The sequence below is a fragment of the Humibacillus xanthopallidus genome, assembly GCF_006716675.1.
In the GTDB taxonomy this organism is placed as follows: Bacteria; Actinomycetota; Actinomycetes; order Actinomycetales; family Dermatophilaceae; genus Humibacillus; species Humibacillus xanthopallidus_B.
Genome location: NZ_VFPM01000002.1, coordinates 1009192 through 1024649 on the forward strand (window position 1 = coordinate 1009192; position 15458 = coordinate 1024649).

Annotated in this window: 16 protein-coding genes; 9 read left to right on the forward strand and 7 right to left on the reverse strand. The window is 67.6% G+C overall.

Annotated features, from left to right (window positions below; genetic code table 11):
- Window positions 1-489 precede the first annotated feature (489 nt).
- Together FBY41_RS12565 and FBY41_RS12570 are read left to right on the forward strand one after the other, a co-directional pair.
- Window positions 490-1368 (forward strand): PD40 domain-containing protein, encoded by an 879-nt coding sequence (locus FBY41_RS12565; protein ID WP_185749033.1) that lies wholly within the window; start codon window positions 490-492, stop codon window positions 1366-1368.
- A 162-nt stretch (window positions 1369-1530) separates the two neighbouring features.
- Window positions 1531-3900 carry an arylsulfatase gene (locus FBY41_RS12570; RefSeq protein WP_141844584.1) on the forward strand — a complete coding sequence of 790 codons (2370 nt, stop codon included), beginning with the start codon at window positions 1531-1533 and terminating at the stop codon, window positions 3898-3900.
- 86 nt (window positions 3901-3986) lie between these two features.
- Here FBY41_RS12570 and FBY41_RS12575 read toward each other — a convergent pair whose 3' ends face one another.
- The 3 genes from FBY41_RS12575 to FBY41_RS12585 all read right to left on the reverse strand — a co-directional run bounded on the left by FBY41_RS12575 (window position 3987) and on the right by FBY41_RS12585 (window position 5522).
- Entirely contained in the window at window positions 3987-4619 is a 633-nt protein-coding gene (locus tag FBY41_RS12575; protein WP_141844585.1) for an alpha/beta hydrolase, read from the reverse strand.
- Between the two features lie 107 nt (window positions 4620-4726).
- On the reverse strand, window positions 4727-4990 hold the full coding sequence (locus tag FBY41_RS12580; RefSeq protein WP_141844586.1) for a DUF1905 domain-containing protein: 264 nt from the start codon (window positions 4988-4990) through the stop codon (window positions 4727-4729).
- A 37-nt stretch (window positions 4991-5027) separates the two neighbouring features.
- The gene (locus FBY41_RS12585) at window positions 5028-5522 is read right to left on the reverse strand and encodes a DUF6326 family protein (RefSeq protein ID WP_141844587.1); all 495 of its coding nucleotides are present in this window, start codon (window positions 5520-5522) and stop codon (window positions 5028-5030) included.
- A 156-nt stretch (window positions 5523-5678) separates the two neighbouring features.
- Here FBY41_RS12585 and FBY41_RS12590 point away from each other — a divergent pair, with 156 nt between their 5' ends.
- A complete protein-coding gene (locus tag FBY41_RS12590) occupies window positions 5679-6353 on the forward strand; it encodes a TetR/AcrR family transcriptional regulator (protein ID WP_141844588.1) in 675 nt (224 codons plus the stop codon).
- Between the two features lie 6 nt (window positions 6354-6359).
- On the opposite strand, the gene FBY41_RS12595 is transcribed toward FBY41_RS12590, so the two are convergent.
- A complete protein-coding gene (locus FBY41_RS12595; protein ID WP_221629271.1) occupies window positions 6360-6629 on the reverse strand; it encodes a hypothetical protein in 270 nt (89 codons plus the stop codon).
- 78 nt (window positions 6630-6707) lie between these two features.
- On the reverse strand, window positions 6708-7427 hold the full coding sequence (locus FBY41_RS12600) for a class I SAM-dependent methyltransferase (protein WP_141844589.1): 720 nt from the start codon (window positions 7425-7427) through the stop codon (window positions 6708-6710).
- A gap of 77 nt (window positions 7428-7504) precedes the next feature.
- On the opposite strand from FBY41_RS12600, the gene FBY41_RS12605 reads away from it, so the two are divergent.
- Window positions 7505-8670, forward strand: a protein-coding gene (locus FBY41_RS12605; protein ID WP_141841416.1) for an IS3 family transposase whose coding sequence is annotated in 2 segments (ribosomal slippage) — window positions 7505-7789 and window positions 7792-8670 — 1164 coding nt in all. Because the reading frame shifts where the segments join, the coding sequence is not laid out codon by codon here.
- 113 nt (window positions 8671-8783) lie between these two features.
- On the opposite strand, the gene FBY41_RS12610 is transcribed toward FBY41_RS12605, so the two are convergent.
- Window positions 8784-8993: a hypothetical protein gene (locus FBY41_RS12610; RefSeq protein ID WP_260439731.1), complete on the reverse strand. Its 210-nt coding sequence runs from the start codon at window positions 8991-8993 to the stop codon at window positions 8784-8786.
- A 234-nt stretch (window positions 8994-9227) separates the two neighbouring features.
- Here FBY41_RS12610 and FBY41_RS12615 point away from each other — a divergent pair, with 234 nt between their 5' ends.
- From FBY41_RS12615 to FBY41_RS12630, 4 genes are all read left to right on the forward strand, one after another.
- Window positions 9228-10649: a hypothetical protein gene (locus FBY41_RS12615; protein ID WP_141844591.1), complete on the forward strand. Its 1422-nt coding sequence runs from the start codon at window positions 9228-9230 to the stop codon at window positions 10647-10649.
- A 686-nt stretch (window positions 10650-11335) separates the two neighbouring features.
- Entirely contained in the window at window positions 11336-11566 is a 231-nt protein-coding gene (locus tag FBY41_RS12620) for a hypothetical protein (RefSeq protein ID WP_141844592.1), read from the forward strand.
- Between the two features lie 10 nt (window positions 11567-11576).
- A complete protein-coding gene (locus tag FBY41_RS12625) occupies window positions 11577-12548 on the forward strand; it encodes a hypothetical protein (RefSeq protein WP_141844593.1) in 972 nt (323 codons plus the stop codon).
- The gene (locus FBY41_RS12630; protein WP_141844594.1) at window positions 12545-13651 is read left to right on the forward strand and encodes a hypothetical protein; all 1107 of its coding nucleotides are present in this window, start codon (window positions 12545-12547) and stop codon (window positions 13649-13651) included. The genes FBY41_RS12625 and FBY41_RS12630 overlap by 4 nt, the downstream gene beginning before the upstream one ends.
- 455 nt (window positions 13652-14106) lie before the next feature.
- Here FBY41_RS12630 and FBY41_RS12635 read toward each other — a convergent pair whose 3' ends face one another.
- On the reverse strand, window positions 14107-14748 hold the full coding sequence (locus FBY41_RS12635) for a TMEM175 family protein (RefSeq protein ID WP_141844595.1): 642 nt from the start codon (window positions 14746-14748) through the stop codon (window positions 14107-14109).
- Window positions 14749-14993: 245 nt separating this feature from the next.
- On the opposite strand from FBY41_RS12635, the gene FBY41_RS12640 reads away from it, so the two are divergent.
- Window positions 14994-15401, forward strand: a complete 408-nt coding sequence (locus FBY41_RS12640) for a hypothetical protein (protein ID WP_141844596.1) — start codon at window positions 14994-14996, stop codon at window positions 15399-15401.
- The last annotated feature ends 57 nt before the right edge of the window (window positions 15402-15458 follow it).

The window sequence follows — 15458 nt, forward strand, 5'->3', positions numbered from 1 at the left end:
CCCGGTTTGCACCGTCTCCGCCCCCAGGCCCACGCCCGGTGCCACAGTGAGGGGAGGCGAGCTGAGGAAGAGGGGGATCCCATGACCACCGATGACACGAGGACTCCGGGCCGAGGGCACGGGCCGTCCGGGTGGTGGCCGCCCGGACCGGGGGCACGAGGCGGCCCTCAGCCCACGCGAACTCCCGGGCGACCGCCGTCGCCGGCACCCGGGCCGGGTGACGGACCCAAGCCCGGCAACGGTCCGGGGCAAGGCCCCGGGCACGGGAACGGACCTGGACAAGGACCTGGACAAGGACCTGGACAAGGACCTGGACCAGGACACGGACACGGGTACGGACACGGGTACGGACCTGGCCACGGGCACGGGCACGGGCACGGGCACGGCACCGGGCCGACGGGGGAGATCCTCTTCTTCGCCTGGACGATCGACGGGACCGAGCCGACCTCCCAGGAGGACATCTTCGCCGTCGACGCGGCGACGGGCACCGTGCGGCGGCTGACCGACCAGTCGTCGGGCGTGCCCTTCGTCTCGGACCGCGACGCCTCGTGGTCGCCCGACCACACCCACATCGTCTTCATGAGCAGCGACGCTGTCGCACCGACGCACCTGCCGGTGCTGTCGGCGGCGGGAGCTCCGGTGGCCGACCTGCCGGTGCAGGGCATGACACCGGTCTGGCTCGATACCGCCACGGTGCTGTGCGTCGTCGGCCGAGCGGAGCCCGACGGCACCGGCAGACTGCAGGACCTCGTGGCGGTGGATGTGCCCGGTGGCACGGCTCGCCCGCTCACCGCGGTCGCCCCCGGTGAGCTGCTCGGCGAACCGGCGTGGCACCCGACGGGCGGGCTCGCGGCAACGCTCACCCGTGAGGACCCGGCGACCGGTGAGTGGGTGTCCTCACAGCTCGTCCTCGCACCCGCGGCCACGGTCTCGGCAACCCTGACGGGCGGAGCGCCACTGACCGCAGCATCGTTCGCCGACGTCGCTCCCGGGTGCACCTGGCCCGCGGGTCCGGACTGGTCTCCTGACGGCGCGCGAATCGCCTTCAGTGCCAGTCGTCCCTGTGCAACGACCCAGCCGGACGGCACGCCGGTGCTGCAGATGGACGTCGCCATCGTCACGCCGCCGGCCCCTGCCGGTGGCCCTCCGGGGCCGCTCGAGTGGGTCACCGACGACACGGCCGGCAGCTACCACGACGGACTCAACGACGGCTCGCCCGCCTTCTCGCCGGACGGGGCCTGGCTCGCCTGGGCGCGGGGCCACGAGGACGACTGGACGAGGATCGTCGTCAAGCAGCTCGGCACAACGGCCGCCCCGACCGTCCTGATGGGTGACGAGCACTGGTTCCGCTGGGGGCTCGATTGGTGAGGAGGCGCCGTCAGCTCGGCCTTCTCCCTGATTTCATCCGCTGAGGATGATCCGGCTGTGGGACCGAGCGCAGGACGATGAGTTCCGGGCGGTACGCGGCGCAACGCGCGTGCAGCTCCCAGGGCGCGCAGCCCTGAATGGAACCAACCGGAGGAACCCGCGATGACGAGCGACAGCACCGTTTCACGCCAGACACTTCCGATCCCTGACCGGCCGTATGCCGGTTCGCTGCCGTTCGACGCGAAGGATCCGGAAGCGAGTTTCGCGCCCATCGAGCCGCTGCGGCCACCGGCGGGAGCACCGAACGTGCTCGTCATCCTGCTCGACGACGTGGGCTTCGCTGCCTCGAGTGCGTTCGGTGGCCCGTGCCACACGCCGACGGCGGAGCGGCTGGCCTCCGGGGGCCTGAAGTACAACCGGTTCCACACCACGGCCCTGTGCGCGCCGACTCGCGCCGCGCTGCTGACCGGTCGCAACCACCACACGGTGGGGATGGGCGTCATCACGGAGCTGGCGACCTCGGCGCCCGGTTACAACTCGGTGCGACCGAACACGTGCGCGCCGGTGGCCAAGACGCTGCGTCTGAACGGCTACGCCACTGCGCAGTTCGGCAAGTGCCACGAGGTACCGGCGTGGCAGACCAGCCCCATCGGGCCGTTCGATGCGTGGCCCACGGGCGGGGGCGGCTTCGATTACTTCTACGGGTTCATCGGCGGCGAGACCAACCAGTACTACCCGGGAATCTACGAGGGAACGACGCCCGTGGAGCCGCCCCGGACGCCCGAGCAGGGGTACCACTTCACCGAGGACATGACCGACAAGGCGATCAACTGGATCCGGCAGCAGAAGTCGCTGACCCCGGACCAGCCGTTCTTCGTCTACTACGCCCCGGGCGCCACGCACGCACCGCACCACGTGCCCACCGAGTGGTCCGACAGGTACCGGGGCCGGTTCGACGCCGGCTGGGACGTGCTGCGCGAGGAGATCCTCGCCAAGCAGAAAGAGCTCGGTGTGGTGCCGGCTGACACCGTGCTCACCCGGCGGCACGACGAGATCCCCGCCTGGGACGACATGCCTGAGGAGCTGAAGCCCGTGCTGGCGCGCCAGATGGAGGTCTATGCCGGCTTCATGGAGCACACGGACCACCACGTCGGCCGCCTGGTCGACGCAGTCGCGGACCTCGGTGTCCTCGACGACACGCTCGTCTACTACATCATCGGCGACAACGGGGCCTCGGCGGAGGGCACGATCAACGGGTCGTTCAACGAGACGTTCCTCTTCAACGGCGCCGCCCACCTGGAGACACCTGAGTTCGTGGCAGCGCGCATCGACGAGCTCGGAACTCCCACGGCGTACAACCACTACGCGGTGGGCTGGGCGCACGCGATGGACACGCCGTACCAGTGGACCAAGCAGGTCGCCTCGCACTGGGGCGGCACCCGCAACGGCACCATCGTGCACTGGCCGCGCGGGTTCGTCGCCAAGGGCGAGGTCCGGGCACAGTTCCACCACGTCATCGACGTGGCCCCGACCATCCTGGAGGCCGCAGGGCTGCCGGAGCCCACCACGGTCGACGGTGTCCCGCAACGTCCCATCGAGGGCGTGAGCATGGCGTACTCGTTCGACCACGGCGACGCGGCTGACCAGCGCCAGACGCAGTACTTCGAGATGTTCTGCAACCGCGGCATCTACCACGAGGGTTGGACCGCGGTCACTCGCCACAGCACCCCTTGGGTGGTCGAGCCGCTGGCCTCCTTCGACGAGGATGTCTGGGAGCTCTACGACACGACCACGGACTGGAGCCAGTCCCGCGACCTGGCGGCCGAGATGCCGGAGAAGCTCGCGGAGCTCAAGGAGCTCTGGCTGGCCGAGGCACGCAGGTACAACGTCCTGCCGCTCGACGACCGCCGCATCGAGCGGTTCGACGCTGACCTCGCGGGACGACCCGTGCTGGTGCGCGGGAACACCCAGTTGCTGTTCGGCGGGATGGGCCGACTCAGCGAGGCGTCGGTCATCAACACCAAGAACAGGTCCCATGCCGTGACCGCAGAGATCGAGGTGCCAGCGTCCGGCGTCGAAGGGGTGATCATCGCCCAGGGGGGTGCCTTCGCCGGCTGGAGCCTCTACGTCAAGGAGGGGAAAGCGCGCTACTGCTACAACCTGCTCGGGCTCCAGCACTTCATCGTCGAGGGCGAGTCAGCAGTCCCGCCGGGCACGCACCAGGTGCGCATGGAGTTCAGCTACGACGGCGGCGGCCTGGCCAAGGGCGGCACCGTGAGCCTCTACCTCGATGGGACGAAGGACGGTGAAGGGCGCGTGGAGGCGACAGTCCCCTTGGTGTTCTCCGCCGACGAGACCGCAGACATCGGCCGCGACGGGGCCTCGCCCGTCAGCAACGAGTACACGGGCGAGACCAGTGGATTCACCGGCCGGGTGAACTGGGTCCAGATCGACCTCGGCGACGACGCCGAGGACGCCGACCACCTCATCACTCCCGAGGAGCGACTCCGCGTGGCCATGGCCCGCCAGTAGCGACCCTCCGCCCCGCCGTGTTGAGGGCGGCTACGCTCGCCCGGTCGGTCCGCGTGGAGGACGTTGGGCGTCCGATTCTCAGTGGCTTATTCGGGGCGAGTCTTCGAGTCGATGATTCGCTGCATCCACCGGCTCGCGATCTGCTCGTCGAGGTCGCTGATCGCGTGTCCGGTGGGGAGTACCTCGTGTTCCACGGCTGCTCCCGCCCGGCGAAGGGTCTCGGCGAGTACGTGGCCGTCGCCAGGTGTCCTGCGGTCGTCGTGAGCACCATCGAGGAGCAGGACCGGGAGCCCGTTCAGTGGCTGCTCAGGATCGGCCGTGAACGGCGACAGGGCTCGGAGCAGGATCGCGCCGGAGAACGCCTCTGGTTGGGTCTGGAGGATGGCTGCCGCCATGATGGCGCCGTTGGAGAACCCGACGAGGATCGGGGGTCGGAGCACCCCGTGCTCGGACAGGGTGGTTCTGATGAGCTCGCAGAGCGGGGAGACTCGGGCTGCGAGGTCCTGCTCGTCAATGCCTCGGTCAACGAAACGGTGGAAGAACGCGAAGCCACCAGATGTCGCAACAGCCCCGCGAATGCTGATCCTGGCCGCGGAGGGCATGAGCCGTTCGGCGAGTGGGAGCAGATCTGTCTCGCGCCCGTCGGCACCATGGAGGAGCACGAGAGGAGCAGCGGAAGCGCCCGTTCCCTGGGCCGGGACAAAGACGTACTCGTGCATGACACACACGCTCTCACGCGCGGCCAGCGTGGGGCGACGCGAGCCCCCACCACGCAAACGCGCCTTTCCAGGCCGCTGATGGTGCGCGAGCGGAACCCGGCCGACCCTCAGCGCTCGGGGTCGGCCAACAGCTCCACGTCGACCTCGTCGCCGGCAACTCGGCCCGTCTGCTTGCGGGTCTCCGCATTGAACGAGACGAGGTAACGACCTCCCATGACCCCGATGGTCGTCTTGTACGAGTAGCCGCCGTCAATCGTGACGATGACGGGCACTCGCTTCCCGCGGTTGAAGGCGAGCACCATCGACTCGGGCACCACGATGCCGACGTTGTTGCCGCCGGTCGCCTCAAGCACTGTCCGGAAGGTCGCCATGCGATCAACCCTAATCTCGCTGCACACGCACGGGGCCCTAGCGCTCCATCTGGACCTGCGACCGGTCGGGCTCGACGAGGTCTGGCAGCGAGGATGAGGTCGTGCGGGGCCAGGTCCAGGCGGAGCGCAGGATGAAGGCCAGGATCAGCACCTCGACTCCGATGGTGAGGCCGTAGTAGAAGGCCCAGTCCCAGGACGCTCCCGCGGCGTTGAACACGCAGATGGGGATGAAGAGCAAAGCGACGACGAGGTTCGTGGCGCGGTTCACCCGGGCGGGCAGCGTCATGGAGAGCAGCACCATCAGGGTCGGGATCGCTATGAGCGCGAAGAACGCGCTCATCAAGGTCCCGCTGATGTCGAACACGAAGATCTCGCCACCTCTGATGACGTCGATCTCGCCTGGCTGGTAGAGGTGGAAGTAGTCGATGTAGATGACGAGGAACATGAAGCTGGTCCAGGCTGCCGCAAGCTTGGCCTGCACGGGGATCGTCGGGTTGTCGAGCGGGCTCGGGGTTGTCGTTCGGATGGTCATCTCTTCTTCCTTCGTTAGGGGAGATCCGTCCGCCGGAGTGGAGGTGGCCCCTCAGCTCCCGGAGGACTCACGCTGGCTCGTACGCTGTACGTCGTACGCCGTACTATGAGCGTACGCTGTACGGTTGTCAAGCCGTTCCAGGGAGCGAGGAGACCCGTGTCTGTGAGGAAGCAACGTCAGGTCGCGTCAGACGCGGGGCTCAGCACGCAGCGGGTGGTGGTCGAGGCGATCCGGCTCGCCGACCGCGAGGGGGTCGACGGGCTGAGCATGCGCCGGCTGGCCGGCGCGCTCGGAGCGGGGGCGATGTCGCTCTACCACTACGTGGCGAGCAAGGAGGAGCTGCTCGACGCCATGATCGACGTCGTGTTCGAGGAGATCGAGCTCCCGCCCGAGGGGACCGACTGGCAGACGGCGATGCGACGGCGGTCGGTGTCCGCCCGAGAGGTTCTCGCACGCCACCCGTGGGCGATCGGGCTTATGGAGTCACGGACATCGCCGGGGCCCGCGCACCTGCGCCACCGCGAAGCGGTCACCGCCTGTCTGCGCAGGGCCGGCTTCTCGGTCGTGATGGCGACGCACGCCAACTGGTTGCTCGACGTCTACGTCTACGGGTTCGCCCTGCAGGCAGCCAGCCTGCCGTTCGACACCGCCGATGAGTTCGCGGACATGGCCGAGGACGTCTTCCTGCCCCAGCTTCCTGCTGACGAGTTCCCCTACCTCAACGAGTCGGCCGCGGTGCTCGTCGCTGCCGGCTACGACCCGGCAGACGAGTTCTGCTTCGGCCTCGACCTCGTCCTGGCTGCCCTCGAGCCCCTGAGAGGCTCCGCATAGCGACGCTCAGAGGGGTCGCACCATCCGGTCGCACGCAGTGATCAGACGCTCCCGCAGCACCTGGCCGCGTTCGGCGAAGACGCGCTGCTCGGCGGCATACCGCGCCTTGCCCTCGGGCGTCTCGATGCGCACCGGCTCGTAGCCGAGCTCGCGCAGGTCGTAGGGCGCCGCTCGCATGTCGAGCGAACGGATGTCGCGGGCGAGCTCGAAGCAGTCCATGACGTGCTCGCACGCCACGACGGGCACGAGCTTGTGTGCCCACTTGTAGACGTCCATCTACGCGTGGTCACCGCACACCCAAGTTCGGCACGAAGTCTTCCGCTCTTGCCGACGACAGGACGTCCCATGCGTCAGCTAGCGGACACGTCCCCAAACCACGGCGCCCCTTTTGGTCACGGTCACGGGCCGCTCGAACCCGGTCGCCGCCTCAGCCGCGGCTTGGGGGCTCAGTCCCCGACCCCGAAGGAACTGCTCTACGGCAACGGCGTCGCGCAGCGACATTAGCGGCGCGTCCCAGCGCTCGACGTCGACGACGTCGAAAACCCGGCCGATCAGTTCCGCAGCGTCTTCGGCGTCGAAGGTGGACGGGTACCCCCATTCCGGCAGAACGGCCTCGAACTCCGGATCGTTGTAGCGGCTGGGCGCACACGCGACAAAGGTGCCCCCTGGGCGCAACACCATGGCGGCCTGACGCAGGACCGTGAGCGGCTCAGCGACGTGGTAGAGCATCCATAGTGCGGCGACGGCGTTGAAGGTCTCGCCGGCGAACGGGAGTCGCTCGGCGTCTGCCATGACAACGGGTGGCGGCGCTGTCGTCACGTAACGAGCTTGATCCAGGACCACAGTGGACAAGCCGCGATCTTGAAGGTGTCGAGCCAGTAGACCGTTCCCCCCGCCCAGATCGAGGACGCGCCCGCCCGCGTGCTGCAGCTGGAGTTGATCGGCTACCGGCTCATGAACGTCTCCTGACGTCGAGAACAGTCGAGTTGCCGTTTGGTTCGTCAGAAACCGGTCAATGTCGAGGTCGTAGTCGACCGGTTGCGCTCGGGGCTGCTGAGCTTCAGGGCCTTTCATGCCCTTATGGGACTGCTGCACGGATAGGTGACACCTGATCTGTGGCGCTGAAGGGCGCCGCTGGAAGGATGTTCACCGTGCCCAAGCCCTACCCCAAAGAGTTCCGTGACGACGTCGTGAACGTCGCTCGCGGCCGCGAGCCGGGCCAGTCGCTCAAGCAGATCGCGGCCGACTTCGGCATCGCCGAGTCCTGCCTGCGTAACTGGATGCGCGAGGCCGACGTCGAGGACGGCATCAAGCCAGGAGCCACAGCGGCTGAGAGTGCCGAGCTGCGCGAGGCCAAGAAACGGATCCGTCTGCTCGAGCAGGAGAACGAGGTCCTGCGCCGAGCCGCGGCGTACCTGTCGCAGGCGAACCTGCCGGGAAAATGATGTACCCGCTCGTCCGCGAGCTGGCCGCCGACGGGATCCCCGTCGCGGTGACGTGCCGGGTCCTGAAACTCGCCCGCCAGCCGTACTACCGCTGGCTGGCGGCACCAGTCACCGCGAGCGACAGAGCCGAGGCGCACCTGGCCAACGTCCTGTTCGACGCCCACCGGGACGACCCCGAGTTCGGCTACCGGTACCTGGCCGACGAGGCACGCGACGCCGGCCAGCAGGCCTGCGACCGGACCATGTGGCGGGTCTGCTCGGCCAACGGCTGGTGGTCGGCGTTCGGCAAGAAGCGCGGCAAGAACGGCAAGAAGCCCGGGCCACCGGTGCACGACGACCTCGTCCAGCGCGTCTTCACCGCCCCGGACCGGAACCGGCTGTGGCTCAGCGACATCACCGAGCACTGGACCGGTGAGGGCAAGCTCTACCTCTGCGCGATCAAGGACGTCTACTCCAACCGGATCGTCGGCTACTCGATCAGCGACCGGATGACCTCCCGGCTGGCCGTCGACGCCCTGGCAAACGCGGTCGCCCGACGCGGGCAGGTCGCCGGCTGCATCCTGCACACCGACCGCGGATCGCAGTTCAGGTCACGGAGATTCGTCCGTGCCCTGCACCGGCACGGCATGGTCGGCTCGATGGGCAAGGTCGGCGCGGCCGGTGACAACGCCGCCATGGAGTCCTTCTTCGCCCTGCTGCAGAAGAACGTCCTGAACCGTCGAGCCTGGGACAGCCGCCAACAGCTACGGATCGCGATCGTCACCTGGATCGAACGGACCTACCACCGCCGACGCCGTCAGGACGCCCTCGGACGATTGACCCCCATCGAGTTCGAGACCATCATGACCAAACCTGCCACTCAGGCAGCCTGACCCCACCTGTCACCTATCCGTGCAGCAGTCCCTATCGTCACGAGTAGCGACAGAACGGGCAACGCGTTTGCGCCCGGATCTGCCGCGGACGGGGACGTCCGATCTTGCCGCCGTCAGCGCTCCCCAAACCTCTGCTGGGCGGCCTGACGTGAGATGTCGAGTGCAGCACCGATCACGGTCCACGAGTCGCCCGCCGCACGGGCTGCGCGGACAGCCTCACGCAGCTCCTTCTCGGCGTCCGCGAGCTGGTTTCGGGCGGCGATGATACAGCGGAAGGACGCGGCATCGCGGGCCGGGTGAGTCGACGGGTCGAGCTGGTCCAAACCGGTGCGGTCGTGGTTGGTCTTCAGGGTTGGCCTGCATCAGGCCCGGAACGGGACAATCTGGCCATTCGTCGTGTGTGCGGAGTCTCGTGAGCGCACACTTGGTGGGGAGCACGACGAGCGAGGATGCCGCAGCCAGAGAGCCCCGATCATCGAGTCCGTGGAGCATGCGCCGTCCTTCGGCGGTGCACGCCGAGGGATGTCCAGGTGTTGCCGCTCCCGAAGGAGAAGCGCATGTGGTTGGACCTGATGACGTCCCAAGCCCTCAACGGCCAGCTGCCGTCACCACCGGGATCCCAGATTATCTACAGCGCCAAGAGCAGCACCGCCGTCACGGTCGACAACCGCTTGCCGATCCCGATTCTGGTGGTGCAGCTGGACACCAGTGGAGCACACTGTGATCCCGTCGTCCCGGTCCCCGCCACCTCAAGCGAGGTTCTGCACTCTTGGTACGGCAACGGGTATGCGGCTGTGCTGGCCCCGGCCACGGGCGGCTTCATCTGCTTCCTGGGGCCGCTGCCCGGCACGCCGACGGCGACGACATTCACCGTCGACGCTGATGCCCTGCTTCGCCCCAATGCCATTGGCCCGGTTCCCCTGCCGACGAACGACTCGATCATCCCGGCCGATTCCGCACGCGTGGTGGTGGGGTGCGGCCAGGCAGCAAACGGTGCGAATCTGCTGCGGGAGCAGTACTGGCAACGACTTCCCGAGTCCACGACCTTGTCTCCGGACGAGCTGCTGACTCGTGCAACGACGGTGGTGTCTGGAATGTCGGATACGACGAGCGCCCAGCAAGAGCTCCAAAGCAGCCTGGGACTGTCGGCGTCAGGTGGCTGGGGCGCAGTCTCGGCGAGTGTCTCGTCGACGCTGAGCCTCTCCAGCACGTCCTTCCAGCAGGTCACGGTGACGACGGAAAGCACGATCTTCAACTCGAGCACCTTCGACAACTCCGGCTCAGGTGGTGCCTACCTGCTCTTCTGGCAGCTCACCGATGTCGTCACGGTACTCGACGCCAGCGGGCAGCCGAAGGCGTCGGTGGTGACGGCAATCCCGCCAGCCATCGTTGCGCGGCACACCTTGCCCGGCGACGTCGCGCAGTTCACCGTGCCAGCCGGTCTGGCCCCCGGACGGCACCTGGTGACCGCTCGTTCCAACGATCTGACAGCGACCGCTGATCTGGTCATCCCGGGCGGGCCGCTCGCGTCGCTCATGCCGCAGTACGGCGCGGCCGGAACCGACGTGCAGCTCCTAGCCTCCGGCTTCGCGAGCGGCCAGGCCTTCGAGGTCGAGATCGAGGTCAGCCCTGGGAGCGACACCTATGGGGCCGCCACGGTCTCACCCGTCGGTGGCGTGACGACACCGGACGGCTCCATTCCACCAGGGACGACGCTGACGCTGCCGTCAGCGCCAGGTGACTACGCCCTTCGCGTGTCGGTGGGCTCGAGCGAGTCCTCGATGACGTGCACGGTGCTTGCCCCGGAGATCCTGCTCACCCCTGCGGTGGCTGGCCCTGGATCGACGGTCGCCGTGACCGGTGCTGCGTTTCCACCTGACTCGACGGTAGTGCTGAGCGTCACGGACGGAATGACCGAGACGACATTGGTGTCGCTGTCCACGGACGACGCAGGCAACGTGACAGGGGAGGAGGCGTGATGGAATCACCAGAACCCGCCGCGTTGGCCTGGACGATGCCTGCACCCGTGTCAGCGGGCCCGGCCGGGCTGGCGGTGTCTGCCGTGGTTACGCAAGGGCAGCTGCAGTGCGTCTACCAGAATGCAAGCCCAACGCTAGGCGTCGCGGCGGCCGGCACCAGCGATGGCAGCACATGGGGCACGCCGACCGCGTATGCGCACCCCAGCAGCTCCTTGGAGGCTCCGGGCAACATCAGCGCTGCCCTCTTCCGCGGTGACATCTACTGTGCGGCCGTGTCGGGTTACGGGCCCCAGCCCGGCCCTCCCATCGTGGCCGCGCTGAGCTCCTCGGCCACCGTCACGACGCTGCCAGATCCGTCAGACGATCCAACCGGGAGTCCGACTCTGGTGACGTTTGGTGAGGAGCTCTTCTGCTTCTACCGGGGTGGGAGCGGACGGGTCTGGTGGACAAGTACCACCGACGGACAAGCTTGGGGCCCACCGGTGGCGGTGCCGGGTTGTCGGAGCGCAAGCGACCCCGCAGCGCTCTCCTTCAACGGGCGCCTCTACGTGGCCGGGTCCTCGATGGCGACACAGGCCCAGCTGTGGACAACCTCCTCGCCCAACGGCAGGTCATGGCGGGCGAGCTCCACGGCGTGTTCCGTCGGGGGAGCGCCGGTCCCAGCAGCCGGTCCGCCGGGTCTGGCAGTGTTCAACGGGGACCTCTACTGTGCAGTCGCTGCCAACGTCGGGTCCGGCAGTCTCGTCTTCCTCAGCACGGGGGACGGTCTCGCCTGGAGCACCCCCACCACGGTCCCCGAGGCTGACGTCCTCCCACCTGCCCGACCCAGCCTCCTCGCCTTCGGCATCGCCCTGTACTGGTTCCTGCCAGGCACTCAGGACGGCGGGCCGTTGGCCATGTGCAGCGTGCTGGACTGAGGGGGCAGCCGTGGTACAGATCAACCAAGGGGCAGTCAACGGAGCGCTCGCACCACAGTTCGGTGACGTGACGTCGATTCCCATCCAACTGGAGAACGGGCTCCCCGTCCCGATCACCCTCTACATGCTCGAGGCGGACGGAGAGCACTCCGGCTGGGACGCCGCAGGACGTCTCAGCGCCGGCCAACCGGGACTCACCCTGGCCCCGGCCGAGGGCGTAGGCCTCACGAACTGGCATCTCGGAGAGTTCGTGCTCGTGCTGGCCAAAGACTCCGGAGCATTCGTCACTGCATATCCGCTACCGACGACGAAGCCGACGCAGGCCAGTCTCACGGTCACCTCGATCGACGCGACGATGCTCGTGGCGCCGAATGAGATCGGCTCTCCCCCCGTGCCAGACCCGGCACTGGGGGTCGTCATACCCGCCGACGGCACCAGGGTGCTGGTGGGGTGCGGCATGGCCCCCAACGGAAACCTGGTCACGAGGGAACAGTTCTGGCAGCGCTGCTCGACCTCCTACTGCCTCGCCCCCCGAGAGACGAGAACCATCAGCACGACGGTCTCGAACGGCATGGACGTGACCACATCGGAGCAGAGGACGGTGGCCGCCTCGCTCGGCATCTCGGTCAGTGGCGGCTGGGGCCCGGTATCGGCGAGCCTGTCTGCCAGTCTCAGCCGTTCCAGCACCTCATTCCATCAAGTGACCGTTTCGACACAGACGACGGCGTTCGAAGAGCAGCAAGTCAGCAACACCGATCCCCTCCACTCCGCCATGGTCTTGGTCTGGCAGCTCATGGACGTGCTCACCATCTTTGATGCGAGCCATCGTCCACTGGCTGCGGTGCTCACCGGCCAGAGGCCAACCATCTCAAGCAACGTTATCGACCCGGGCGTAGGTCCTGACTGGTCGTCGTCGGCAGCCGCTGTGACGCCATCACGGAGCGTCGTCAGGGCCACACGGGTCAGCCCAAAGTCGTCGTGACGTACCACCTGTTCCACCACAACATGGAGAACTACGCGGGCGGGCCCGCCCCGCGGCAGCAGCTCTATCAGCAGGCCTACGCCCGCACACGCGCGGCCGCCACGATCCTCACCCCACCACAGATCCTGGCGGCCGGCTTCACCGAGCTGAGGAACTGGGACCGGACGATGCACTCCCTCGACACGGCGTTAGTCGGCGCTCTCGACCCAGGCCTGCGGATGCTGGCGGTCATCGCCTGCGGTGCCAGCGCATTGGGAAACAAGGAGTACCTCGGCATCGCGATTGGCCGTCCCGGTGGTGCAGGCACCGCCTTCAATGTCCACTCGGTCGGTCGAGTGCGATTCACCGTCACCGGTCAGCAGTCGCGGCCGATACACGACTACTTTCCGCCTGCCCCGAAGGACTGGACGGTGATCGGCCCCACTGCCGGCCTGCAACAGTGGGGAGCCTCGTCCGGCGCGGACTCCACCCCGGACTACCGGTATCCGGTGTACGTCGTGGGTTCCATCGGCCCGCAGACTGCGGTCGGCGCTCGGGTGCCGAGGACGACGACGTTGGCCAAGGCTGCCAGACCGTCGACCGTGATCGCTGTCGCCTGGATCCACAACAGGTACAAAGGCTCTGCAGACAGCTCCAGTGCACGGGACAGCAAGGCCGCCGCCGAGCGCCTCATCGCGATGCAGCAGCTACCTACCGTCGTCAAAGCGATCATGAGCGAGAACCCCTTTACCCCCGATTACGTCTTCATCGGCGGGGACTTCAACTCGCCGGCGAACCAGGAGCCAGGCCACCAGTACATCGGCACCGATCGCGTGGCTCGTCTCCGGACCTTCTCCGCGAGCGCCCCGCCGCTGCTCTCACCTCCGGGCTTCTTCGGCCCGGGCTCTGTCCTGGTTCCCGGCGGCCCGGCGACGGCGCAGTGGAAGGGCGGAACCACTCGGGGCGGGAACCTCTACGACTACTGGTTCATGGGACAGGGGGCAACCGCGCCACCATGGCCGGCTGGCTTCCCCGTGCCGAGCGCATGCATGGCCCCCGTGACAGCAAGAGGTGCGCCGATCGAGCTGTCGGACCACGCCGCTACCTTCCTGGAAGTTCTCTGAGGAGTGGGCATCGGCCCGCACGATGACCGGATCTCCGCCCGCCTCGCGACAGGGCCTCCGCTGCCGCCTCTGGACCCGAGCGCGCCGGCGGCGCGGGCGCAAGCGGAGCCGGCACTGCCCGCGGACGGCCTGTGCAAAGACCTTCAGGGCGAACCTGGCGCGCCATGGCCCACGGCACCCCGCGCGCATGGCTGCCCCTGGGTGGACCGTCGACGGTGACCGCGTCACGATGCGTCGCTCCGGCCCGTCGATAACCAGGCTGCCGCGCCAGTGGCGCGGGAACAATCGCCGCGCCTGAGGGCGGAGCCGGGTGTGGCCCCGGGCCGCGAGACCGGGACCAGTGCCGACAAGCCTCGCACAGAGCCTCCAGCCCCCATCTGCTCGGCGGTGATGCGTCAGGGTTCCACAGACTCACTGACAGGCCTGATCGTGGTTGATGGATAGACGGAGATTCTCTAGGCCTGAGTTGGCCGATGTCGAATGGCGCCGAAAGGGATGAGGACGAACAAGGCGAGCAACAGGTAGCCGACAACAGCCGCGATGGGCAGGAACAGGCCCACGAGGATCATCACGACGTACAGGCCCAGGGTCGGTGTCAGTCGCTTGGTCAGGGTCTTCACGTCCTCGTCGGCCAGGTCGGGGCTAACCAGGTGCTCGCGGACGGCGTAGCGCCAGACAACCGAGACCATGACCAGGGCAAGCAGAAGGTTGATGCCGTAAACGGTGGCAGCAATCCGTTCTGCATCAGGCTCATGGACGTATTCCGCCAGCAGCTTCGTGGGAAAGGGCAGGAACGACACCACAAGGAGCAGCATGAGGTTCAGACGTACCAGCACGGAGTCAGCGTGTTCCAAGTACTCCGTGATCACGGTGTGGGCGAACCAGACCGCTCCGATGGTTGCGAAACTCACGAAGTACGCCAGGTACGAGGGCCATTGCTCGCCCAGCGCCGCCAGTAAGTCATCACCGGCGCCGGCCGGCACACCGATCTCCAGAATCAGCAGTGTGATCGCGATTGCCAAGACTCCATCGCTGAAGGCTTCAATCCGACCAGTTCGATACGCTGGCTGAGCTCGAGGAGCCTTGGACTCAGTCATGGTCGGACCCTATGGCCGCCTCCGCCTTCGAGACCTCACCCACCGGGTATGACATTCACAGCCGCGCTCACATGCCGCAGAGCGGTCGTGCCGATGTGAGCGCTCGTCAGATCTCACCGCGCGTCGCGGCGCTCCGCTTTCCCGGCGACCAGCAGTCGTCAGGTCACGATTGCCCGCACACTGACGCGTGATCGGCAGCCCGGAGCCACTGCCGCTTCTAACGTGGCCCCACAGAGACCGGGGGCGTGATGACAGGGACTCAGGCCGTCGCAGGCAGGGCGCTGCGGGTCGCCCTCATCATCATCGGTGTGGGCGTCGTCGGCTATATCGCGCTGATGGGCCTGCTTTTCTACGGGTTGCGGGAGCCATATCCGTACCTGAATGTCACCAACGAGACCGGTCGCCCGCTGCTCATCGAGCGCGCGGACACCCCGACGTCTCCGGGCGAGGTCGGGCGGGGCTCACTCGTGTGGCCCACAGAGGGGTACTGGCCGGCCAGCAGCTACCAGTGCGACCGCGACCAGCTGGTGGCTCGCGACCTGCAGGGCACCGTGGTCGCTGCCGCGAGGGCGCCTGCAGCTCGGACAACTGGACCATCACCGGAGACGGCTTGCCTCCAGCGCCCCGATACAGCGCGGGCCCGTCCCGCCTGACCATGTCGAAGTCCGGTCTCGCCGGCGACGAACGTCCTCGGCAGGGGCACAGAACCC